This window comes from Mesorhizobium sp. J428, from assembly GCF_024699925.1.
In the GTDB taxonomy this organism is placed as follows: Bacteria; Pseudomonadota; Alphaproteobacteria; order Rhizobiales; family Rhizobiaceae; genus Mesorhizobium_A.
On sequence record NZ_JAJOMX010000001.1, the window covers coordinates 4,175,460 to 4,196,027 of the forward strand.

A 20,568-nucleotide genomic window follows, 5' to 3' on the forward strand; every position below is an offset into this window, starting at 1 on the left:
GCAACACAGTCCTGATACCCCGCCTCTATGCTCCGCCGGCCAAACGGGAGGACCGCCATGTTCGACGGCTTCATAGGCACGATCGCGATCGTTGCACTGATCTACTTCGTGTTCCGGCTCTATTCGCGCGTCGGCGCGCTGGAGGCGGAGGTCGGCAAGCTGCGTGCGGTCGCCCGCCAGCAGGGACATGCGGCCGATGCGCTGCCGTCGGAGATGGCCGCCTATGCGCCGGAGCTCGCCGAGCAGGACGACGATGAACCCATCGCCGCGCGTGTCGACGACCGGCCCGCCGACGAAGACGCCGAGGAGGCTGCCGGTCCCTGGGCGCGGGCGGCGCGCGAGGCTGCCGAAACGCCTCCCGAACCCGCGGCGTCCGCCGAGGCGTCGAAGCCGGCCAAGCCCGACATCGAGACCGCGCTCGGCACCCGCTGGGCGGTCTGGGTCGGCGGCCTTGCGCTCGCCTTCGGCGCCGTCTTCCTGATCCGCTACTCGATCGAGGCCGGCATCTTCGGGCCGCGCGTGCGTCTTTCGCTCGCAGCCCTCCTCGGTATCGTGCTTGTTGGCGCCGGCGAATTCGTGCGCCGCACCGGCTTCCGCGTGCCTGTGCAGGGTGCCGCCGGAGCCTATGTGCCGGGTATTCTCACTGCCGCTGGCGCCTTCGCCCTGTTCGGCACGGTCTACGCCGCGCATGGCATCTACGGCTTCATCGGCCCGGCCGCCGCCTTCATTCTCCTCGGCGTGATCGGCGTCGGCACGATCGCCGCCGCGCTCGTCCACGGCCAGGCGTTGGCCGGCGTCGGCCTGCTCGGCTCGCTGCTGACGCCAATGCTGGTCGCATCGCAGGCGCCGAGCCCCTGGTCGCTGTTCGGCTATCTCGCCATCGTGCTCGCCGCGAACACCGCGGTGGCGCGCATCCGTTCCTGGTCGCTGTTGGCTTCCGCCGGCGTCCTGGGCGCGGGCGTCTGGTCGATGGTGTATCTGGCGGAGGCCTCGCCGGCTGATCCTGCGCCGGTGCTTTTCATCCAGCTCGTCGTGCTCGCAGCCCTCGTCTTCCTGTGGTTTCGCGGTCGTCCAACCGACGAGCCGACAAACTGGCGCGACACGCCGTCGATCGCCGCGGCCCTGTCCACCGGCCTGTCCGCCTGCGCACTGCTGGTGTTGGATGAGCTCGTCTTCGCCGGTTCCGCCCCATGGGGCGCGGTCCTCGTCGCCGCGATGATCGCGGCGGCATGGCTGCGCAGCCGCGCCGTGACCATCCTGCACGCCGCCGGTCTTGTCGCCGTCATCGCCTTCGCCCGCGTCGCGCTCGCTGCCGACTTCTCCATCTACGCCTTCGACGGCATCCTGATCTTCGACGGCGGTATGCCGTCCATGCCGCGGTCGACAGCGATGCTTGTCGGCATCCTGCTGTCCCTTCTGTTCCTCGCCCTCGGTCTCTGGACCGCGTTCCGCGCGGCCTCGGGGGACGCCCTGCGCTCAGCCTCGTGGTCGCTCTGGGCGGCGGCTGCGCCCGTTGCCATCGTCGCGGCGCTGTGGTTCGCCTTCGGCTATATCGATCGCGACTATCGCTACGCCTTTGCCATGCTGGTGCTTGCCGGCGTGCTCGCGGCCGGCGCCGAAATGATCTCGCGGCGCGAGACGCCGGCGCTTGCCGGCGGCTGGGCGGTGTCCTTCGCGCTGGCCGGTGCGTTCGCCGCGGCGGTCGTCTTCTTCCACGCCGCCTTCGGCACGCTTCTCACCACCATCCTGTGCGGCCTTCTGGCGCTTGCGCCGGCCTTCGCGACCCGCCTGCGTTCATGGCCGGCACTCGGCTGGCTCTGCGTCACGGCCGTGGCGGTGACGATCGCGCGCATCCTGCCTGATCCGACCATCGTCGGCGCGTCCCGGCTCGGCACCATGCCGGTCTTCAACGCGCTCCTGCCCGGCTACGGCCTGCCGGCGCTCGCCTTCATAGCCGCCGCCTGGCAGCTTGGCCGCACCACGGGCGGTGCGCCCCGCATCGTCGTGGAGGCCGCCGCCGCACTCTTCGCGCTGCTAACGGTCGCCATGCTGGTCCGCCATGCCATGAACGCCGGCATCATCGACGGCGCGGAGCCGCGCCTTGCCGAACAGGCGATCTACACCCTGATCGCGCTCGGTGCCGGCGCCATCCTGATCGCGCTCGACCTGCGCTCGCCAAGCCCGGTCTTCCGATACGGCTCGATGGCGGCCGGCGTGGTCTCTGTGCTTCTGATCGTCGCGCAGCACTTCGGCTTCCAGAACCCGCTCTTCACCAACGAGTCCGTCGGGCCAATCCCCTTTATCGACCTGATCCTGCTCGGCTACCTGCTGCCGGGTCTGGCGGCGGCGGCCGTCGCCGCGTTCGCGCGGAACCGCAGGCCTGCCTGGTATGTCGCCATGCTGGCGCTGCTTTCGGCGACGCTCATCTTCGCCTGGGCGACGCTGGCTTTGCGCCGGCTGTTCCACGGCGAATATCTCGGCCTCGTCAATGGCATGGATCAGGTGGAGACCTACGCCTATTCGGCGCTATGGCTCACCATCGGCGTGCTGGTGCTGGTGGTCGGCGTGCGTCTGCGCTCGCAGGTGCTACGAATCGCCTCGGCGGTGGTCATCGCGGTTGCCGTCGGCAAGGTGTTCCTGTTCGACATGTCGGAGCTGGAAGGCGTGCTGCGCGCACTCTCCTTCATCGGCCTCGGCGCGGTGCTGATAGGCATCGGCCTGTTCTACCAGCGGCTTCTGGTCCGTTCGAGAACCGCCGATGCCGCCAGCGCGGAGATCACTCCGCCGGCGCCAGCACCGGGCGATCGACCGGCCGTTCCTTGATCGGCCAGTGCACCGCGGCCGCGAACAGGCCGAGCGCGACGCCGAGCCACCACACGATGTCGTAGCTGCCGTAGATGTCGTAGAGGTAGCCGCCGAGCCAGACGCCCAGGAACGAGCCGACCTGGTGCGACAGGAAGACGATGCCGCCCAGAAGGCCGAGGTGGCGTGTCCCGAACATGATCGCCACCAGGCCGTTGGTCGGCGGCACGGTCGACAGCCAAAGGAGGCCCATCAGCACCGCGAACGTGATCACCACGAACGGCGTTTGCGGCACCAGCAGGAACCAGGTGATGAGGATCGAGCGGCCGAGATAGATCAACGACAGGAAGATCGGCTTCGAATAGCGCTGGCCGATGAAGCCCGAGGCGAGCGAGCCGATGATGTTGAAGAAGCCGATCAGCGCCAGCGAGATCACCGCATAGCGCGCTTCGATGCCGATGTCGGAAATGTAGGCCGGAAAGTGGGCGGTGATGAAGGCGACCTGGAAGCCGCAGACGAAGAAGCCGGAGACGAGCAGCAGATAGCTCTGGTGGCCGAACGCCTCCTTAAGCGCTGCCCCCATCGACTGGTCGATCTCGGCCTTGCTGGTGAGACCGGTCTGCGCATTGCCGCGAAGCGGAATGGCGAGCACCGGGACGACCAGCATCATCGCGCTCATCGCCACCAGCGAGTTAAACCAGCCATAGGCGTCGATCAGGCCCTGCGACAGCGGCGCGAACAGGAACATGCCGGCCGATCCCGCCGCCGTGCCGATGCCGAAGGCGAGGCTGCGCTTTTCCGGCGCAACGTTGCGCGCGAAGGCCGCCAGCACGATGCCGAACGAGCCGGACGCGACGCCGAGGCCGACCAGCACGCCGCCGCCGATGTGCAGCAGGGTCGGGCTATCGGCCACCGCCATCAGGATCAGGCCGCTGGCGTAGAGGATGCCCGACAGCGCCAGCACCCGCCAGGTGCCGAACTTATCGGCGATCGCGCCGAAGAACGGCGTGCCTAGTCCCCAGGCGAGATTTTGGATCGCCATGGCAAGGCCGAAGGTCGTGCGATCCCAGCCCTTGTCCGCCAGCATGGGAAGCTGGAAGAAGCCCATCGCGGAGCGCGGGCCGAACGTCAGCGCGGCGATCAGGCAGCCGCAGATGATGACGAGCCACGGCATCGAGGGAGCCGGGCGTGCTTGCGCGGTGGAAAGGGACACGGGAATCTCCTGCGGAGGCGTCTATTGTGTATATGCACGATAGCGGACTTGGCGGTCGCGTCCAATGAGTTGCGCAGACCCATCGTTCAATTCCGTTGATCGATCGCGGCGTCGGGAATAGCGGCGCTCTCTGCGGCGTTCATGCAACAGGCTGCTCTCATGCGACGCTTGTGCCGCGGGCAGTCCGGCGTATCAATGGCGCCGGCGCGCCGGAATCGGCCGGTCGCCGCGCCGGACAGGACATGGACGAGAAACGGGGTGCGATCCTTGCCGAGTTGCCGCGCCTGCGCCGCTATGCGCGCGCGCTGATGCGCGACCGCGACCTCGCGGACGATCTGGTGCAGGACTGCATCGAGAAGGCGCTGGCTCGCATCGACGGCTGGCAGAGCGGCGAAAACCCGCGGCGATGGCTGTTTACGATCATGCACAACCTCTTCGTCGACCAGATACGCAGGGTGAAGCGGCGGGGCGAGACCGTCAGCTACGAGACCGCGACCGGTCCGGCCCTGGTCACGGAACCCGCGCAGTTCGACAGCATCGCGGCGCGTGAGGTGCTGCAGGCCTTGCAGGCGATCGCGCCGGACCGCCGGTCCGCGCTGGTGCTTGTGGCCGTCGAGGGGCTGACCTATGCGGAGGCCGCCATCGTTCTCGGTATCCCCGCCGGCACGGTCATGTCGCGAATCGCAAGGGGAAGGGAAGACCTGCGCAAGGAACTGGAGGATGCCTCGCGCCGACGGACGATAAAGGTAGTCGAGCGATGACCGCGGAATTCACCGAGCGCGACATCCATCTGGCCCTGGACGGCGAACTGCCGGCCGAGCGCCTGCGCGACTTCGACGCCTGGCTGGACGCCAATCCGGACATGAAGAACAAGGCCGCCCGCTTCGACGCCGACCGTCAGCGCCTCCAGACAGCGCTTGGCTCCGTTGCCTACGAGCCGGTGCCTGCCAAGCTGACGCAGGCGATCCTCGGTGACGGCTCGGACCTGTTCGGCATGCGAAGCTGGTGGCGTGGGGCGGTCGCGGCCGGCCTCTTCGTTGCGGCCGCGGCTGGCGGATATGCGCTGGGCGTCCTCGGCGGCCCGTCGCGGATCGCCGGCCTGGCTGATCCGGTCGCCGAGCGGGCGGTCACGGCGCATCGCATCTACTCTGCCGAGAAGCTGCATGTCGTCGAGGTGGGTGCCGACCAGAAGGACCATCTCGTCGGCTGGCTCTCCAAGCGTGTCGGAACCCCGCTCACCGCGCCGGATCTTGCGCCGGAGGGCTTCAGCCTCGTCGGCGGCCGGCTCCTGCCCTCGGGCGAGAAGGTCGCGGCGCAGTTCATGTATCAGGACTATTCGGGCAACCGCATCTCGCTGTACGTGACGCAGACTGCGGGCACCAACGAAACCGGCTTCCGCCTGTTCGAGAATGCGGATGCCCGCGCCTTCTATTGGCTGGACGGCGGTTTCGGCTATGCGATCGCCGGCGCCGTTCCCGAAGCGACGATGGAGGCGGTGGCGCGGGCCGCGTACAAGCAGCTCCTTCCCGGCGCGGCGAAAGGCTAGTGGTCGGCAATGGAAACTGTCACAATTCGGCCTGAATCGCGGCGCGAAAGCGCGAGCCGTCGACAGGCGCCAAAGCGCCTGATATCGGCGTAACACCTTCTCGCAGACGAGGTCATCCTCTCCGCATGCCCGCCGCGATACGCCCGGCCCGCGCTTCCGATATCGACGCGCTCGTGCGGATCGAGAACGCCGTTTTCCCGACCGATCGAATCTCCCGCCGCTCCTTCCGACAGTTGATCGAACGCGAGACCGCCGAGACGCTGGTCGCCGAAGTCGACGGCGAGATCGCCGGCTACTGCATGGTCCTGTTCCGGCGGGGCAGCGGCGTCGCCCGGCTCTATTCCATCGCGGTCGCTGCCGAGCAGGGCGGTTCGGGCGTCGGGCGCCTGCTGCTCGACGCGGCCGAGAAGATCGCCTTCGACCACGACCGGCTCGTCCTGCGCCTCGAAGTTCGCGACGACAATGCCCGCGCCATCCGCATCTACGAGAAAGCGGGATACCGGCGCATCGGCATGGAGCCGGATTACTACGAGGACCATGCGCCCGCGCTGCGCTACGAGAAGGTGCTGCGCGGCGACGCGGGTTTTGTCACCACCGCACCGTTCTACGAGCAGACCGCCGATTTCACCTGCGGCCCGTCCTGCCTGATGATGGCGATGGCGCATTTCCTGCCTGGCTTCACCCCGTCGCCCGTCATGGAGGTGCGCCTGTGGCGTGAGGCGACCACCGTCTTCATGATGTCCGGCCCCGGCGGCTGCGAGCCCTTCGGCCTTGCCGTCGCCGCGCACGAGAACGGCCTCTCGGCCGAGATCATCGTCTCCTTCTACGGCGCGCTGTTCCTGCAATCGGTGCGCAGCGCCGAGAAGAAGCGCGTCATGGAACTCGCCCAGGTCGATTTCAGGAACCGGGCAGAGGACTACGGCATTCCCGTCGCAACGCGCTCCTTCACGCTGGACGATATCCGCGAAGCGATCGCGCAGGGAAAGCTGGCCGTGGTGCTGATCAGCGGGTTCGTCATGTTTGGCAAGAAGGTGCCGCACTGGGTGCTCGCGATCGGCGACGACGGCGAGCACATCGTCATCCACGACCCGTGGATCGAGGGCGCGCATGCCGAGACGACGGCGGACGCGGCCAACATCCCGATCCCCTACGACGTCTTCATGCGGATGGCCCAGTTCGGCAAGAAGCTGCGCGCCGCCGTCATTCTCGGAAAGCGATAGATGACCTGGGTTATCCTGACCGGCCGGCAGAGCGATATCGATCCCTACGCCACGCCGCACAAGATCATCACCACGCGCGACTACCTCACCCATCCCTCGCTGTTTCGCGGCGTGCGGCCGAAGGTCATCAACCTGTCCAACAATGTCGGCTACCAGAGCCGCGGCTACTACGCCTCGCTGCTCGCCGGCTCGCGTGGGCATAAGGTGATCCCGACGGTCGAGACGATGATCGACCTGTCGGAGAAGAAGCTCTACGAGCACGCGCTTCCGGAGCTCGAAGTGGCGCTCAACCGCTGCCGCAAGGACATCGGCGGCGAGTTCCCCTCGCGCGTCGCCGTCTTCTTTGGCATCGGCCCCTCAAAGGCATGGAACGCGTTCGCAAGGCTGCTGTTCGACTGGTTCCGGGCGCCTGCGCTCGAAGTGTCGATCAAGGACGGCGGCGAATGGGCCTCGATCCGCAAGATCGGCTTCCTGCCGCTCGCGCGCATGAACGACGAGGAAGAGAAGGCTTTCCTCGAAAGCCTTGAGGGCTACACCAGCCGCGAATGGCGCGATTCGAAGGAGCGGACCCCGGCCCGCTACACCTTCGCGACGCTGATCAACCCGCAGGAGGAGCTTTCCCCGTCGTCGATCTCGTCGCTGAAATACTGGGCGCGCATCGCCGAGAAGATGGGTGTGGAGGTCGAGCCGATCACGAGGAAGGACCTGGCCAAGCTTGCCAATTACGACGCGCTGTTCATCCGAGAGACGACGTCGATCTCGAACCACACCTATCGCTTCGCCCGCCGCGCCCAGCAGGAGGGCATGCCGGTCATCGACGACCCGCTGTCGATGATCCGCTGCACCAACAAGGTCTACCTGAACGAGCTGATGACCTTCAACAAGGTGCCGGTGCCTCCGACGGTAACCATCGCCGGCGTCGCCGACCTGGAACCCGCCGCCCATGCGCTCGGCTTCCCGCTGGTGCTGAAGATCCCCGACAGCGCTTTTTCGCGCGGGGTCAAGAAGGCCTCCAACCTGGAGGAGCTGAAGGCGCTGGCGACGGCGTGGCTGGAAGATTCCGACCTGATCATCGCGCAGAAATACATCCCCACTCAGTTCGACTGGCGCGTCGGCGTGCTCGGCGGCGAGCCCCTCTTCGCCGTGCAGTATCTGATGGCCAAGAAGCACTGGCAGATCGTCAACCACGACCGCGGCGGAAAGCCCGACCAGGGCGGCGTCAAGGCCTTCACGCTCAAGGAAACCCCCAAGATCGTCATCGACACGGCGGTCAAGGCCGCCCGCTGCATCGGCGATGGCCTCTACGGCGTAGACCTGAAGGAGACTGCAGACGGCGTCTATGTCATCGAGGTCAACGACAATCCCGACCTCGACCACGGCTACGAGGATTCAGGCGAGAAGGACGAAGTCTGGGTGAAGCTCACCCAGTGGTTCCTCGACCGGCTGGAGCGGACGGGACGGTAGCCGCTACGCCTTGACCAGCGCCTGGTAGCGCTTCAGGAACTCGCGCTCCACCGCCTTCGCAGGCTTCGGCGCGAGGTCGAGCTTTTCCGGCGAGATCCAGCGTGGCCGGCCGAAATACTGCGCCGCCTCGGCAGTCGTGAAGCCGGCCAGCTCCGTCGCCTCGAAATAGGCGGCCACATGGTCGGCGCGCTTGATGTCCTTCTTCAGCGCCTCGGACAATTTCGCCGGCAGGCCGAAGCGCAGGTGGATCGCCGCCTGCAGCCGCGCCTCTACCTCCTTGTAGCCACCGCCGACCACCGCCTTGAACGGCGAGATCATGTCGCCGATGACATATTCCGGCGCGTCGTGCAGCAGGGCGGCGAGCCGCTGCGCAAGCGTCGCGTCCGGCCGGATCGCATGGAAGATCGCCTCGACGACCAGCGAATGCTGGCCGACCGAAAAGGCGTGGTCGCCGCGCGTCTGGCCGTTCCAGCGCGCCACGCGCGCCAGCCCATGCGCGACGTCACCGATCTCGACGTCGAGCGGAGAAGGGTCGAGCAGGTCGAGCCGGCGGCCCGACAGCATGCGTTGCCAGGCACGCGCAGGAGCGCCGGGACGATCCGCCATCAGTCCGCTCCGGCGTCCGCATCCTGCGGGAAGGTGAAGCGCGCATGCGGCGGGATCGCAAGCGCCACCGCCGTTTCGTCGGCCAGGATCGGCACGCCTGCGTCGACGGCGTCCTTCACCCTGTCGATCCTGACGATCGCCAGTCCCCGCTCGCCCGCGACGGTGCCGAGCGTGCCGATCGCCCGTCCGTTGGCGGTGATTTCGGTGCCAGGCGCTGGCAGCGGCCCGTCGCCATGCGCCACCAGCACGCGCCGTCGCGCGGTGCCGCGATGCTGCATGCGCGAGACGACCTCCTGGCCGACATAGCAGCCCTTCCTGAAGCCGACACCGCCGTTCTGGTCGAGCAGCACATCGTGCGGGAAAACGTCGGAGAGCTGATAGTCACTCCCGCTCTCCGCCACGCCGTTTTCGATCCGCAGCAGGTGCCAGTCTTCGGGCACGTCCGAGCCCGCCGCACCGCCATGGCGCCGCCAGACTATCGGCTCGACGAAGCGCAGGTCGCGGAAGGCTTGCGTTGAATCATTTCCTGAAGCGCCTGAATCACCACCCCACTCGATCGTGACAAACGTTTGATCGAGCTTGGAAATCTCCGCCTTCGCCCGCAGCCGGTAGAGCATCAGGCGCCGCGACAGCTCGTCCGCGACATCCGCCCGGCAGTCGATCAGGAAGGTGTCGGCCCCGTCACGCGCGATCAGGAAGTCGAACAGGATCTTGCCCTGCGGCGTCAGCAGCGCGCACGGCTTGATCGCACCTTCAGGCAGGTCCGACAGGTCCGCCGTCACGATGTTCTGCAGGAAATGTTCGGCGTCTGGTCCCGACACTCGGATCAGCGCGCGGTCGGCGAGGGATACGCTCGGCATCGTGAATCCCGTCTTGCATTGGCAGGGGCCATTACGTAAGCCGCGTCGATCTCTCCGGCAAGGGCGCCGGCCGGGGGCAACTGCCAGGGAAACGCCATGTCAGCGACTTTCGACCTGATCCTCAAGGGCGGCACGGTCGTCAACCACGACGGCGAGGGCGTGCGCGACGTCGGCATCGCCGCCGGCCGCATCCATGCGCTGGGCGATCTTTCGCGCGCCAGCGCCGGCGAGACGATCAATTGCACCGGCCTGCATGTCCTGCCGGGCGTGGTCGACAGCCAGGTGCATTTCCGCGAGCCCGGCCTGGAGCACAAGGAAGACCTGGAGACCGGTTCGCGCGCGGCCGTGCTTGGCGGCGTCACGGCCGTCTTCGAGATGCCCAACACCAAGCCGCTGACGACCAGCGAGGCAGCACTTGCCGACAAGGTCGCCCGCGCCACCGGCCGCATGCATTGCGACTTCGCCTTCTGGGTGGGCGGCACGCGCGACAACGCGAAGGACGTGGCCGAACTGGAGCGGCTCCCGGGTGCCGCCGGCATAAAGGTCTTCATGGGCTCGTCTACCGGCGATCTGCTGGTCGAGGACGACGACGGCGTTTATTCGATCCTGAAGAACACCCGCCGCCGCGCCGCCTTCCACTCCGAGGACGAGTTCCGCCTGCGCGAGCGTCTCGGCGAGCGCGTTCCCGGCGACCCGGCCTCCCATCCCGTCTGGCGCGACGAGATCGCGGCCCTGCAGTGCACGCAGCGCCTCGTCGCGGTCGCCCGCCGTGCCCGCGCCCGCATCCATGTCCTGCACATCTCGACGGCGGAGGAGATCGAGTTCCTCGAGCATCATAAGGATGTCGCCACCTGCGAGGCGACACCGCACCACCTGACGCTGACGGCCGACGATTATGCCCGCCTCGGCACGCTCCTCCAGATGAACCCGCCGGTGCGCTCGGCTCGCCACCGCGACGGCGTCTGGCGCGGTATCTCGGACGGCATCGTCGACGTGCTCGGCTCCGACCATGCGCCGCACACGCTGGAGGAGAAGAAGAAGCCCTATCCGGACTCGCCCTCCGGCATGACGGGCGTCCAGACGCTCGTTCCGGTGATGCTCGACCACGTCAATGCCGGCCGCCTGACCTTGCAGCGCTTCGTCGACCTCTCCAGCCACGGCCCGAACCGCATCTTCGGCATGGCGCGCAAGGGCCGCATCGCCGCCGGCTACGATGCGGACTTCACCATCGTCGACATGAAGCGCCGAGAAACGATCAGCAACGAACAGCAGGGCTCGAAAGCCGGCTGGACCCCGCATCACGGCCGCGAGGTCACCGGCTGGCCCGTCGGCACCATCGTGCGCGGCATGCGCGTGATGTGGGACGGCGACGTCGTGACGGCCGGGCGGGGCAGGGCGGTGGAGTTTGCGGAGGCGGGAGTAGGGCAGTAGGCAGTAGGCAGTAGGCAGTAGGCAGTAGGCAGTAGGCAGTAGGGATTGCCTTCCTAGCTTGCTTCGATCTTGCGGATCAGGGCTCGCAGCATCTTGCCTAACTGGTCGCATTCGAGCAGCAGACGATCCGCCTCATCTTTCGAGCTGAAATCGAGACGAACCGAAAGAAGAAGATGGGTCTCGAACTCTTTCAGCGAGCCCTGCGCAATGCGAAGGAACTGTTGGTAAGAGCCCTTGCTGTCGCGGCCATATCCTTCGGCAATGTTGGCGGCAATTGAAGTCGCTGCGCGGCGAATTTGATTTGTCAGACCGTACTGCTCGGATTTGGGCCAATCTTTGGTGAGGCTATAGGCTTCGACTGACAGGTCCATGGCGCGCTGCCAGACAAGAAGATCTCTGTACGAATCGATTTTCGCCGAGTCCACTTCCCTACTGCCTACTGCCTACTGCCTACTGCCTACTGCCTACTGCCTACTGCCTACTGCCTAATCCCCCGCCACAAAAAACATCCACCGCCCCTCCGGCGTGATGCCGACGCGGTAGAAGATATAGGCGCCGTAGTTCTTCATGTCCTCGTAGTCGCCGGCGGTGACGATGCGGAACAGCTCCACCCGCTGCGGCGGCGTCAGCTTCTCGATCGGGACGGCGAAGAAATACGGCCAGACATAGAGCTCTTCCGGCTTGCCGGCGTCGATATGGACGAAGCCCGCCTCCAGCACCTCCTCAAGGATGGCGAGGATCTCGTGGCCTTCGCCGTCGCCCGACTGCTGCTTGAGGAATTCGATCAGGTCGCCCTCCACGCCGCCGAAGGACAGTGTGGTTGCCCCGTCGCCCATGCCGAGCAGCGGCCGCAGCTTCTCGATGTCGCCGCTCTTGGTCGCCTCGAGGATCAGTTCGCGCATCCGCCGCGTCGGCCCCGGCAGCCGCGACAGGTCGTAGATGATCTCCGGCACGACGGCGTCGGGATCGACATGCGGCCGCGCCGGATCGGCCGTCTCTTCCTCCGACGGCTCGGTTTCCGCCGGCTCGCCGTCGGCGGGCGGCGCGCTCTCAGACGGTGTGGCGTCCTGCGGCGGGGTTGCGGGGTTCGGTGTCGGCGCCTCGCCGGACCTGTCCGGCGTCAGGTCTGGCAGCGGCGTGGGGTCGGTGACCTCGGGCGGCGCCGTCTCGTCCGGCTTGATCTCGCTCAGCGCGAAGGCCTGCCCGGCGCAAAGAAGCGTAGAGGCGACCAATGCCGCCCGCAAAGCGATCGTGGTCGCGCGAACTGTTCGCGAAGCGTGAGCCATATCGTCCTGCCTGCCTGCTCGGGTCGATGAAAGCGCCGGAGCGCCGCGACGTCAATGGCGGCAGATGCCCGGGGTGAATTCGCCGGCGATGATTCTCTCCCGCATGCGATCGACAAGCGCCACGGCGGCGTCCTCGCCGCAGGTCCGCAGCAACTCGGTGAAGGCGGTGGAAAGGGCGACTTCGGCGATCAGTTCCGGCTCGATCCCGGCGGACAGGCCATCCGCCCAGGCTTCCGTCTGGCTCTCCAGCGCCGTAAGACGCTTTTCCTCGCGCATCAGCGCGTCGAGCTCGCCTAAACCTTGACCCATCGACTCAATCCACTCGTTGTCGAAGCCAGTGTGCCTGATTCACCGGCCGGCAACCATCCTTAACGCACGATTAAAACTTTTAGCACATTTGAATCCACACGCACCCCCGCCTTTGCACGAAAGTAAGCGCAAGGTTAATTGCCGAACCTGGCCGCGATATCGCGCGACAGTTCCTCGCCTTCCTTCATGTAGCGCGAGATCGCCGTATAGGCGGATTCCGTGCAGGTGGAGTAGCCGGCGGCGAAGGAGCGGTAGCCGTTGTTGAAGCTCGACACGTAGCGGGCGCGCAGCGCCGGCTCCGGGTTCTCCGTCCGCAGCAGCGTCTCCATCTCCTCACGCCACTGGTTCGAGGTCTCGCCGCACAGGTTGCGCAGATAGTGCAGCGAGCCGAGGATCTCGGAGAGCCGCAGCAGCCGGCTCTCGAAGGGCGCCTCGGCCGCGCGCGCCGACACCGGTGCGGCCAGCACCGCCGACAGGAGTGCAACCGAAAGAAGAGCCCCACGCGTCATGCGTCCCTTCTGGCCAAAGATTTGGGCTGCCGCAAGGCGGCGTATCATGGGGAAAGCAGCCTTTGCGCGACTGCGAGCACGGACGGGATGACTGGCAGGCAGGCCATGTCGGCGAGCGTGAACCAGCCGGCGGTCTCCGCGTCGTCCCCGGCGACCGGCTCGCCGCCCGCATAGACGCCGCGGAACACGTTGAGCTCGAACGTCGAGCCCGAGCCCTCGCGCTCGATCAGCAGCGTCTCGACCGGTTCGACCGCCTCCGCTCCCAGCCCAGTCTCCTCGAACAGCTCGCGCCGCACGGCCGCCTCCAGGCTCTCGCCATCCTCCACGCGCCCGCCCGGAAACGCATAGAGCCCCTTCGCCGGCGCCCGCCCGCGCCTGACCAGCAGCACGCGGTCGCGGTCGACCAGTGCGATCGAGACGGCGGGGAGGGGAGCGTGGGACACAGTCATGCTGCGAACCTAGGCGCGTCGGGATGGATGGGCAATGCGCCCGATACTTGACGGAGCGCGCCGCCATCGTCACATCTCGCCTCATGTGCGGACGTTTCACATTGACCGCGACGCCCGCGGAGCTGGAGGCGCTGCTGGCGCTCCTCGATCTCGAGGATTTCCCGCCCCGCTACAATATCGCGCCGACCCAGCCCATCCTGATGGTCATCGCCGGCCCGCGCAACGAGCCCGGCTCCAACCTGCCGGACCGCCGCGCGCTCCTGGTACGCTGGGGCCTGATCCCGGGCTGGGCGAAGGATCCGAAGGACATGCCGCTCTTGATCAACGCCCGGTCGGAGACCCGCGGCCGAGAAGGCCTCCTTCCGCGCCGCCATGCGGCATCGCCGCACGCTGGTCCCGGCCACGGGCTTCTATGAGTGGAAGCGCGACGGCTCGAAGAAGAGCCAGCCTTATTTCATCCGCCCGCGCGGTGGCGGCATCGTGATGTTCGGCGGCCTGATGGAGACATGGTCGGAGCCCGGCGGCTCGGAGATCGACACCGGCGCGATCCTGACCACGGCGGCCAACGGCACCATCGCCGCGATCCACGACCGCATGCCGGTCGTCATCCGGCCGGAGGATTTTGCGCGCTGGCTCGACTGCCGTTTCAGCGAGCCGCGTGACGTGGCGGACCTGCTCAGGCCTGTCTCGCCCGACTATTTCGAGGCGATCCCGATCTCGGACAAGGTCAACAAGGTCGCCAATACCGGCCCGGAGATCCAGGATCCGGCGACGGTCGGCGAGCAGCCCGCGCCGGCGGCGAAGGCGCCGCCAAAGGACGAGCGTCAGATCGAGCTGTTCTGACGCCCGTCAGCTCGCGCGCTTCAGCACGAACTGGTTTTTCAGGTTCTTCTTCCGGGCGCACAGCAGCGCGGCCATGATCGCGGCCGGACCGATGGCGCGGTAGTGGCTGACGAGTGCCGCATATTGCTGTCGGGCGCGTTCGGCTTCGCTGATCGTACGGGTCATTTTCTTCCCTCTGGTCCCGTTGTTTCGACGTGCAGGCAGCCGGATGACGTTCGATTGGGACCGAATTCTGTCCCGGGAGGGGCATTTCCCGGATGGCGGCCTTTTACCGATTCATGGTTGATCGTTTGTCAACGCAGTGATGTCGAAACGACACACCTCATACAGGTGCAATCGCCTCGCCGGTTGCTCCTGTCTCGCCCCGCTCTGTATCCACACCGTGTCGCGCGGGTCCGGCATCGTCTCCTCTTGACGCAACGCCCGCCCGCGCCGCATAAAGCGCGCGATGAAAACGATCTTCGCCATTTGCGGGATTTGCATTATCGGCTAGCGCTTTCGCTGGTCCGGTCGTTTTCGCCTTCTCTCAAAAGACAGCAAACGCCCCGGCCAGCAGGCCCGCGCATTCGCGCGCATGATTGGGTGGATGGATGTCTGAGGGGTTCAAGGGCCTGAGGCTCTACAACACGCTGACGCGGACGAAGGAGGACTTCGTCCCGATCGATGCGGCGCGCGTGCGCATGTATGTCTGCGGCCCGACGGTCTACGACTACGCCCATATCGGCAATGCGCGGCCGGCGATCGTTTTCGACGTGCTCTACCGGCTGCTGCGCCATCTCTACGGCGCGGACCATGTCACCTATGTCCGCAACATCACCGACGTGGACGACAAGATCAACGCGCGTGCGCTGCGCGACTATGGCGCCGAGATCGAGGCCGGAAAGCTATCGCTCAACGAGGCGATCCGCAAGGTCACCGAGCCGACCTACGAGCAGTACCAGAAGGACGTCACCGCGCTCGGCTGCCTGCCCCCCACCTTCCAGCCGCGCGCGACCGAATTCATGCTGCCCCGCGCCGACGGCAAGTCCGACATGGCTACGCTGATTCAATCCCTCATCGATCGCGGCCATGCCTATGTTTCCAATGGCGAAGTCCTGTTCGACGTGGCTTCGATGGCCGACTACGGCCAGCTCTCCAAGCGCCCGCTCGATGAACAGCAGGCCGGCGCGCGCATCGCCGTCGATGCGCACAAGAAGAACCCGGCCGATTTCGTGCTCTGGAAGGAGAGCTCAGTCGACGAGCCCGGATGGGAAGCGTCGTTTCGCGTCTCGGACGACAACCGTCGCGCCCTGGACCTGCCCTCGAACATGGTCGCCATCCGTGGCCGGCCCGGCTGGCACATCGAATGCTCGGCCATGTCGGCCGCCTATCTCGGCGAGGTGTTCGACATCCATGGCGGCGGCCTCGACCTGATCTTCCCTCACCACGAAAACGAGATCGCCCAGTCCCGCTGCGCCCACGGCACCGAGGTGATGGCCAACTACTGGCTCCACAACGGCTTCCTCCAGGTTGAGGGGAAGAAGATGTCGAAGTCGGACGGCAATTTCGTCACCATCCACGAACTGCTGGAGACGGAGAAATTCGGCGGCCGGACGTGGCCGGGTGAGGTGCTGCGGCTGGCGATGCTGATGACGCACTATCGCGAGCCGATTGATTTCAGCGTGCGCAAGCTTGAGGAGGCGGAGAACACGCTGCGGAAATGGAAACGCGCCGCCGATCTCGCCGACCTCGCGGCAGCGACCGTTCCGGCGGCCGTAATCGATCCGCTCGCCGACGACCTGGGCAGTTATCAGGCCTTCCAGGCGCTCAGCGAGCTCGCTTCCTCCGCCTCGTCTGAGATCGCAGCCGCCGCCTCGCTCAAGACTGCGCTGGCATTCCTCGGCTTCGACACCGGCGGCACCGACGTCGACACCGCCGCCGTGCAACAAACCGTCACCCGCCGCCTCGCCTTCATCGCTCAGAAGAACTGGGCCGAAGCCGACCGCATCCGCGACGAGCTTCTGGCGCAAGGCATTCAGCTCAAGGACGGCAAGGACCCGACGACCGGCGAGCGCATCACGACATGGGAGGTGAAGCGGTGAGGACGGAGCGCGAGACGTCTGCGGGACAGCGCCCCCCCTCTGTCCTGCCGGACATCTCCCCCACAAGGGGGGAGATTGGCAGCTCCACTGTGGTCGCACTTCCTCGGATCTTGGCGATTGGCGAAAGCCGACGTGACGGCCAATCTCCCCCCTCGTGGGGGAGATGTCCGGCAGGACGGAGGGGGGCGCCGTAGAACTCCCACCTTCGGCCACACCGCATGTGGAATGGCGGAGGCCTGACCATGCCGCACACGCCGCTGCCTCCGAACAATCGGGACCGCGCCAAGGCCATGCGCCGGAAGATGACCCAGGCGGAGCTGAAGCTGTGGAACGAAGCGCGCGCCCATCGGCTGGGAGGCCTGTCGCTGCGGCGACAATACGGCATCGGCGACTACATCGTCGACTTCGCCTGTCCCGCCAATAGGCTGGTCATCGAACTGGACGGCAGCCAGCACGGCGAAGAGGAGGTTGCGGAGCGCGACGCGCGGCGGACTGCGTTTCTGGAGGCCAGCGGCTGGACCATCCTCCGCTTCTGGAATGACGACGTGCTGCGCGACATCGAGGGCGTGTGCCAGCACATCGTCACCGCGGCGGGCCTCGCCGCGGGGGATGCTGCGCGCTACGCTCGCCCGTCTGCAGCCACCCCGGAGGAGCATCACCCATGATCGACCACACCGGCATACCCATCTCCGACCCCGACAAGGCAAAAACCTTCTACGACGCGGCGATGGGCGCCATCGGCGCAAAGGTCCTTATGACCGTGCCGAAGGAGTTCACCGGCGGCAAATGGGTCGCCGGCTATGGCCGCACGAAGCCTGATTTCTGGCTGACCGAGTCCGACGCGATCGGCCCCGGCCGCCACTATGCCTTCACGGCCGCCTCCCGCGCCGAGGTCGACGCCTTCTACACGGCGGCGCTTGCCGCCGGCGGCCGCGACAACGGCGCGCCGGGCATCCGTGCCCATTACCATCCCGACTATTACGGCGCCTTCGTCTTCGATCCCGACGGCAACAATGTCGAAGCCGTCTGCCACAGGCCGGAGTGAGACATGAGCCTCGACAACCGGCCGATCTATTCCGGCGGCTGCCAGTGCGGCGCGGTGCGCTTTCGCGTCGAGGGCGCGCTTGGCGATGCGTCCGTCTGCCATTGCCGCATGTGCCAGAAGGCGTCCGGCAATTTCTACCTGCCGCTGGTCTCGGTGCGGCATGCGAAGCTCGAATGGACGCGCGGCGAACGCAAGCGCTTCCAATCCTCAAACTATGCGTGGCGCGGCTTCTGCGGCGACTGCGGCACGCCGCTCACCTATGAGGCGCCGGACGGGGTGGCGCTTGCGATCGCCGCCTTCGACGACCCGTCGACCATCCGCCCCATCATCCAGTGGGGCGTCGAGGCGAAGCTGCCCTATGTCGACGAGGTGCCTGATCTGCCCGGGGAGGAGACGATGGCGGACATCGCCGACGCGCCCTTCCTCGCCGATCTCGTCTCCTACCAGCATCCAGACTACGATACGGACCAGTGGCCAGCGGAGGATAAGTCATGACGGAAACCATCAGGACAGGCGGCTGCCAGTGCGGCGCGGTGCGCTTCCGCATCCGCGGCGCGCTGGGGCGCCCCTCGATCTGCCATTGCCGCATGTGCCAGAAGGCGTTCGGCTCCTTCTTCGGCCCGCTGGTGACGGCGCCGAAGGACGGCGTCGAATGGACGCGCAACGAGCCGGCCTATTTCCAGTCGTCGGTCAACATCTCGCGCGGCTTCTGCCAGCGCTGCGGCACGCCGCTCACCTATCGCCACCCGGAGGGCCTGGAGATCGCCATCGGCGCCTTCGACGACCGCTCGGACCTGAAGCCGCTGATCCAGGTCCACACCGGCTCGGCCATTCCCTGGGTCACCGAGATCTTCGACGCGCCGAAGCGCTCGGCCGACGGCGACTCCGCGAACCGCGAGGAAGGGATGATCTCCTTCCAGCACCCCGACCATGACACCGACAACTGGCCGGTCGAGGGGCTGCGCCTGTGAACGGGATACCGCAAGTCCTTTCCCGCACGGGGAGGGGGAAGGCAAGGCAATGACCCGCGAACGCCTCTACCTGTTCGACACGACGCTGCGCGACGGCCAGCAGACGCCGGGCATCGACTTCTCCGTCGAGGACAAGGTCGCGATTGCCAGGATGCTTGACGAGTTCGGCATGGCCTATGTCGAGGGCGGCTATCCCGGCGCGAACCCGACCGACACGGCCTTCTTCGAGAAGAGCCGGACGCATCACGCGTCCTTTGTCGCCTTCGGCATGACCAAGCGCGCCGGCGTCTCGGCCTCCAACGATCCGGGGCTGGCGGCCCTCTTGCAGGCGAAGTCCGATGCGATCTGCTTCGTCGCCAAGAGCTGGGACTATCACGTCCGCGTCGCGCTCGGCTGCACCAACGAGGAGAACCTTGAATCGATCGCGGAGTCGGTAAAGGCCGCCGTCTCCGCCGGCCGCGAGGCGATGATCGACTGCGAGCACTTCTTCGACGGCTTCAAGGCCAACCCGGACTATGCGCTGGCCTGCGCGAAGGCTGCCTTCGAGGCCGGCGCCCGCTGGGTGGTGCTGTGCGACACCAATGGCGGCACGCAGCCGTCGGAGGTGCGCGAGATCGTCGGCAAAGTCATCGCGGCCGGTATCCCGGGCCGCAACCTCGGCATCCATGCCCATGACGACACCGGCCAGGCGGTGGCGAACTCGCTGGCCGCCGTCGAAGCCGGCGCGCGCCAGATCCAGGGCACCCTGAACGGCATAGGCGAGCGCTGCGGCAACGCCAACCTCGTCACCCTGATCCCGACGCTGATGCTCAAGCCCGCTTATGCGCAGCGCTTCGACACCGGCATCCCGGCCGCGTCCCTTGCAGGCATCTCGCGCCTGTCGCGCAATTTCGACGAGTTGCTCAACCGCGCGCCCGAGCCGCAGGCCCCCTATGTCGGCTCCTCGGCCTTCGCCACCAAGGCCGGCATCCACGCCTCTGCGCTGGTGAAGGAGCCGGCGACCTACGAACACGTGCCGCCGGAAAGCGTGGGAAACCGCCGCCGCGTCATGGTCTCCGACCAGGGCGGCAAGTCGAACTTCATCGCCGAGCTCAAGCGCCGCGGCATCGAGGTGGGTAAATCCGACCGCCGCCTCGACACGCTGATTTCATTGGTCAAGGAACGCGAGGCGATGGGTTATGCCTATGAGGGCGCCGACGCCTCGTTCGAATTGCTGGCGCGTCGCACGCTCGGCTCGGTGCCGGAGTTCTTCCGCGTCGAAAGCTTCCGCTGCATGGTCGAGCGCCGCTACGACGCCAAGGGCAGCATCAAGACCGTCTCGGAAGCCATTGTGAAGATTCAGATCGACGGCGAAGAGCGCATGTCGGTCGCCGAGGGCCACGGCCCGGTCAACGCGCTTGACATCGCGCTGCGCAAGGATCTCGGCCGCTTCCAGAACGAGATCGCCGACATGACGCTGGTCGACTTCAAGGTGCGTATCCTCAACGGCGGCACCGAGGCCATCACGCGCGTCCTGATCGAAAGCCACGATTCCACCGGCGCCCGCTGGTGGACGGTCGGCGTCTCCGACAACATCATCGACGCCTCTTTCCAGGCGCTGATGGATTCGATCGTCTACAAGCTGATGAAGAACCGGGAAATGGCGGGGCTCGTGGCGGCGGAGTAGGATGAAATGGATCGGCAAGAACTTTATAAGGAGATGTATCGCGCCGAGTTGGAGAGAAAGGATCGGCTCATAGAGGGGCTTTCGGCAAGGCTTACAGTGATTTTCGCTTCAGTAGTCGCGTGGTGGTATTTGCTTGAGAAAATCAAAAATATAGATGATCCAAGCGAGGGTATGATTGCATTTCTTATGCTGTGCTCTCTTATAATTATGATATTTTCAATTTGGTTTTCGGTAAAATGCGTCTATAATTATACATATGGGTACATT

22 protein-coding genes and 1 pseudogene are annotated in these 20,568 nt (G+C 66.3%); 13 read left to right on the plus strand and 10 right to left on the minus strand.

Annotated features, from left to right (window positions below):
* The first annotated feature begins 57 nt into the window (after positions 1-57).
* Positions 58-2,823 (plus strand): DUF2339 domain-containing protein, encoded by a 2,766-nt coding sequence (locus tag LRS09_RS20950; protein ID WP_257808836.1) that lies wholly within the window; start codon positions 58-60, stop codon positions 2,821-2,823.
* Here the strand turns inward: LRS09_RS20950 and LRS09_RS20955 are convergent.
* On the minus strand, positions 2,777-3,976 hold the full coding sequence (locus LRS09_RS20955; protein ID WP_257810278.1) for an MFS transporter: 1,200 nt from the start codon (positions 3,974-3,976) through the stop codon (positions 2,777-2,779). The two genes, LRS09_RS20950 and LRS09_RS20955, sit on opposite strands and share 47 nt — an antisense overlap.
* Positions 3,977-4,257: 281 nt before the next feature.
* On the opposite strand from LRS09_RS20955, the gene LRS09_RS20960 reads away from it, so the two are divergent.
* The 4 genes from LRS09_RS20960 (at position 4,258) to LRS09_RS20975 (ending at position 8,245) form a co-directional block, all read left to right on the plus strand.
* Positions 4,258-4,776: an RNA polymerase sigma factor gene (locus tag LRS09_RS20960; RefSeq protein ID WP_257808837.1), complete on the plus strand. Its 519-nt coding sequence runs from the start codon at positions 4,258-4,260 to the stop codon at positions 4,774-4,776.
* The gene (locus tag LRS09_RS20965; protein ID WP_257808838.1) at positions 4,773-5,561 is read left to right on the plus strand and encodes an anti-sigma factor; all 789 of its coding nucleotides are present in this window, start codon (positions 4,773-4,775) and stop codon (positions 5,559-5,561) included. Before LRS09_RS20960 ends, LRS09_RS20965 begins: the two co-directional genes overlap by 4 nt.
* Before the next feature lie 125 nt (positions 5,562-5,686).
* Positions 5,687-6,781 carry a GNAT family N-acetyltransferase/peptidase C39 family protein gene (locus tag LRS09_RS20970; RefSeq protein WP_257808840.1) on the plus strand — a complete coding sequence of 365 codons (1,095 nt, stop codon included), beginning with the start codon at positions 5,687-5,689 and terminating at the stop codon, positions 6,779-6,781.
* A complete protein-coding gene (locus LRS09_RS20975) occupies positions 6,782-8,245 on the plus strand; it encodes a RimK family protein (protein WP_257808842.1) in 1,464 nt (487 codons plus the stop codon).
* Positions 8,246-8,248: 3 nt separating this feature from the next.
* Here LRS09_RS20975 and LRS09_RS20980 read toward each other — a convergent pair whose 3' ends face one another.
* Together LRS09_RS20980 and LRS09_RS20985 are read right to left on the minus strand one after the other, a co-directional pair.
* Entirely contained in the window at positions 8,249-8,851 is a 603-nt protein-coding gene (locus tag LRS09_RS20980; RefSeq protein ID WP_257808843.1) for an HD family hydrolase, read from the minus strand.
* Positions 8,851-9,711 carry a folate-binding protein YgfZ gene (locus LRS09_RS20985; protein ID WP_257808844.1) on the minus strand — a complete coding sequence of 287 codons (861 nt, stop codon included), beginning with the start codon at positions 9,709-9,711 and terminating at the stop codon, positions 8,851-8,853. Before LRS09_RS20985 ends, LRS09_RS20980 begins: the two co-directional genes overlap by 1 nt.
* 96 nt (positions 9,712-9,807) lie before the next feature.
* Here LRS09_RS20985 and LRS09_RS20990 point away from each other — a divergent pair, with 96 nt between their 5' ends.
* Positions 9,808-11,142, plus strand: coding sequence for a dihydroorotase (locus tag LRS09_RS20990; RefSeq protein ID WP_257808845.1), 1,335 nt, complete (start codon positions 9,808-9,810; stop codon positions 11,140-11,142).
* Between the two features lie 53 nt (positions 11,143-11,195).
* Here LRS09_RS20990 and LRS09_RS20995 read toward each other — a convergent pair whose 3' ends face one another.
* The 5 genes from LRS09_RS20995 to LRS09_RS21015 all read right to left on the minus strand — a co-directional run bounded on the left by LRS09_RS20995 (position 11,196) and on the right by LRS09_RS21015 (position 13,695).
* A complete protein-coding gene (locus LRS09_RS20995) occupies positions 11,196-11,513 on the minus strand; it encodes a four helix bundle protein (protein WP_374684868.1) in 318 nt (105 codons plus the stop codon).
* A gap of 114 nt (positions 11,514-11,627) precedes the next feature.
* A complete protein-coding gene (locus LRS09_RS21000) occupies positions 11,628-12,428 on the minus strand; it encodes a hypothetical protein (RefSeq protein ID WP_257808846.1) in 801 nt (266 codons plus the stop codon).
* 51 nt (positions 12,429-12,479) lie between these two features.
* Positions 12,480-12,737 carry a hypothetical protein gene (locus tag LRS09_RS21005; protein WP_257808847.1) on the minus strand — a complete coding sequence of 86 codons (258 nt, stop codon included), beginning with the start codon at positions 12,735-12,737 and terminating at the stop codon, positions 12,480-12,482.
* A 134-nt stretch (positions 12,738-12,871) separates the two neighbouring features.
* Positions 12,872-13,246: a TIGR02301 family protein gene (locus tag LRS09_RS21010; RefSeq protein WP_257808848.1), complete on the minus strand. Its 375-nt coding sequence runs from the start codon at positions 13,244-13,246 to the stop codon at positions 12,872-12,874.
* A 44-nt stretch (positions 13,247-13,290) separates the two neighbouring features.
* Entirely contained in the window at positions 13,291-13,695 is a 405-nt protein-coding gene (locus LRS09_RS21015) for an NUDIX hydrolase (protein WP_257808849.1), read from the minus strand.
* An 83-nt stretch (positions 13,696-13,778) separates the two neighbouring features.
* Between LRS09_RS21015 and LRS09_RS21020 the strand changes: the two are divergent.
* Positions 13,779-14,538, plus strand: a pseudogene (locus LRS09_RS21020) (SOS response-associated peptidase).
* A 6-nt stretch (positions 14,539-14,544) separates the two neighbouring features.
* Here the strand turns inward: LRS09_RS21020 and LRS09_RS21025 are convergent.
* Positions 14,545-14,703 (minus strand): transcriptional regulator, encoded by a 159-nt coding sequence (locus LRS09_RS21025; RefSeq protein ID WP_257808850.1) that lies wholly within the window; start codon positions 14,701-14,703, stop codon positions 14,545-14,547.
* A 111-nt stretch (positions 14,704-14,814) separates the two neighbouring features.
* Positions 14,815-15,006 (minus strand): hypothetical protein, encoded by a 192-nt coding sequence (locus LRS09_RS21030; protein WP_257808852.1) that lies wholly within the window; start codon positions 15,004-15,006, stop codon positions 14,815-14,817.
* A gap of 122 nt (positions 15,007-15,128) precedes the next feature.
* On the opposite strand from LRS09_RS21030, the gene cysS reads away from it, so the two are divergent.
* The 6 genes from cysS (at position 15,129) to cimA (ending at position 20,301) form a co-directional block, all read left to right on the plus strand.
* Complete coding sequence (gene cysS, locus LRS09_RS21035) at positions 15,129-16,619, plus strand: cysteine--tRNA ligase (protein WP_257808853.1); 1,491 nt, start codon at positions 15,129-15,131, stop codon at positions 16,617-16,619.
* A 242-nt stretch (positions 16,620-16,861) separates the two neighbouring features.
* Positions 16,862-17,284 (plus strand): endonuclease domain-containing protein, encoded by a 423-nt coding sequence (locus LRS09_RS21040; protein WP_257808854.1) that lies wholly within the window; start codon positions 16,862-16,864, stop codon positions 17,282-17,284.
* Positions 17,281-17,664 carry a VOC family protein gene (locus tag LRS09_RS21045; RefSeq protein ID WP_257808855.1) on the plus strand — a complete coding sequence of 128 codons (384 nt, stop codon included), beginning with the start codon at positions 17,281-17,283 and terminating at the stop codon, positions 17,662-17,664. Before LRS09_RS21040 ends, LRS09_RS21045 begins: the two co-directional genes overlap by 4 nt.
* A gap of 3 nt (positions 17,665-17,667) precedes the next feature.
* On the plus strand, positions 17,668-18,159 hold the full coding sequence (locus LRS09_RS21050; protein ID WP_257808856.1) for a GFA family protein: 492 nt from the start codon (positions 17,668-17,670) through the stop codon (positions 18,157-18,159).
* Positions 18,156-18,635 carry a GFA family protein gene (locus tag LRS09_RS21055; RefSeq protein ID WP_257808857.1) on the plus strand — a complete coding sequence of 160 codons (480 nt, stop codon included), beginning with the start codon at positions 18,156-18,158 and terminating at the stop codon, positions 18,633-18,635. Before LRS09_RS21050 ends, LRS09_RS21055 begins: the two co-directional genes overlap by 4 nt.
* A 49-nt stretch (positions 18,636-18,684) precedes the next feature.
* Positions 18,685-20,301: a citramalate synthase gene (gene cimA, locus LRS09_RS21060; protein WP_257808858.1), complete on the plus strand. Its 1,617-nt coding sequence runs from the start codon at positions 18,685-18,687 to the stop codon at positions 20,299-20,301.
* Positions 20,302-20,568: the final 267 nt, after the last annotated feature.

Coding starts and splice junctions, on each gene's coding strand:
- LRS09_RS20950 (WP_257808836.1), top strand. CDS start 58: ATGTTCGACGGCTTCATAGGCACGATCGCGATCGTTGCACTGATCTAC.
- LRS09_RS20955 (WP_257810278.1), bottom strand. CDS start 3,976: ATGCCGTGGCTCGTCATCATCTGCGGCTGCCTGATCGCCGCGCTGACG.
- LRS09_RS20960 (WP_257808837.1), top strand. CDS start 4,258: ATGGACGAGAAACGGGGTGCGATCCTTGCCGAGTTGCCGCGCCTGCGC.
- LRS09_RS20965 (WP_257808838.1), top strand. CDS start 4,773: ATGACCGCGGAATTCACCGAGCGCGACATCCATCTGGCCCTGGACGGC.
- LRS09_RS20970 (WP_257808840.1), top strand. CDS start 5,687: ATGCCCGCCGCGATACGCCCGGCCCGCGCTTCCGATATCGACGCGCTC.
- LRS09_RS20975 (WP_257808842.1), top strand. CDS start 6,782: ATGACCTGGGTTATCCTGACCGGCCGGCAGAGCGATATCGATCCCTAC.
- LRS09_RS20980 (WP_257808843.1), bottom strand. CDS start 8,851: ATGGCGGATCGTCCCGGCGCTCCTGCGCGTGCCTGGCAACGCATGCTG.
- LRS09_RS20985 (WP_257808844.1), bottom strand. CDS start 9,711: ATGCCGAGCGTATCCCTCGCCGACCGCGCGCTGATCCGAGTGTCGGGA.
- LRS09_RS20990 (WP_257808845.1), top strand. CDS start 9,808: ATGTCAGCGACTTTCGACCTGATCCTCAAGGGCGGCACGGTCGTCAAC.
- LRS09_RS20995 (WP_374684868.1), bottom strand. CDS start 11,513: ATGGACCTGTCAGTCGAAGCCTATAGCCTCACCAAAGATTGGCCCAAA.
- LRS09_RS21000 (WP_257808846.1), bottom strand. CDS start 12,428: ATGGCTCACGCTTCGCGAACAGTTCGCGCGACCACGATCGCTTTGCGG.
- LRS09_RS21005 (WP_257808847.1), bottom strand. CDS start 12,737: ATGGGTCAAGGTTTAGGCGAGCTCGACGCGCTGATGCGCGAGGAAAAG.
- LRS09_RS21010 (WP_257808848.1), bottom strand. CDS start 13,246: ATGACGCGTGGGGCTCTTCTTTCGGTTGCACTCCTGTCGGCGGTGCTG.
- LRS09_RS21015 (WP_257808849.1), bottom strand. CDS start 13,695: ATGACTGTGTCCCACGCTCCCCTCCCCGCCGTCTCGATCGCACTGGTC.
- LRS09_RS21025 (WP_257808850.1), bottom strand. CDS start 14,703: ATGACCCGTACGATCAGCGAAGCCGAACGCGCCCGACAGCAATATGCG.
- LRS09_RS21030 (WP_257808852.1), bottom strand. CDS start 15,006: ATGGCGAAGATCGTTTTCATCGCGCGCTTTATGCGGCGCGGGCGGGCG.
- cysS (WP_257808853.1), top strand. CDS start 15,129: ATGTCTGAGGGGTTCAAGGGCCTGAGGCTCTACAACACGCTGACGCGG.
- LRS09_RS21040 (WP_257808854.1), top strand. CDS start 16,862: ATGCCGCACACGCCGCTGCCTCCGAACAATCGGGACCGCGCCAAGGCC.
- LRS09_RS21045 (WP_257808855.1), top strand. CDS start 17,281: ATGATCGACCACACCGGCATACCCATCTCCGACCCCGACAAGGCAAAA.
- LRS09_RS21050 (WP_257808856.1), top strand. CDS start 17,668: ATGAGCCTCGACAACCGGCCGATCTATTCCGGCGGCTGCCAGTGCGGC.
- LRS09_RS21055 (WP_257808857.1), top strand. CDS start 18,156: ATGACGGAAACCATCAGGACAGGCGGCTGCCAGTGCGGCGCGGTGCGC.
- cimA (WP_257808858.1), top strand. CDS start 18,685: ATGACCCGCGAACGCCTCTACCTGTTCGACACGACGCTGCGCGACGGC.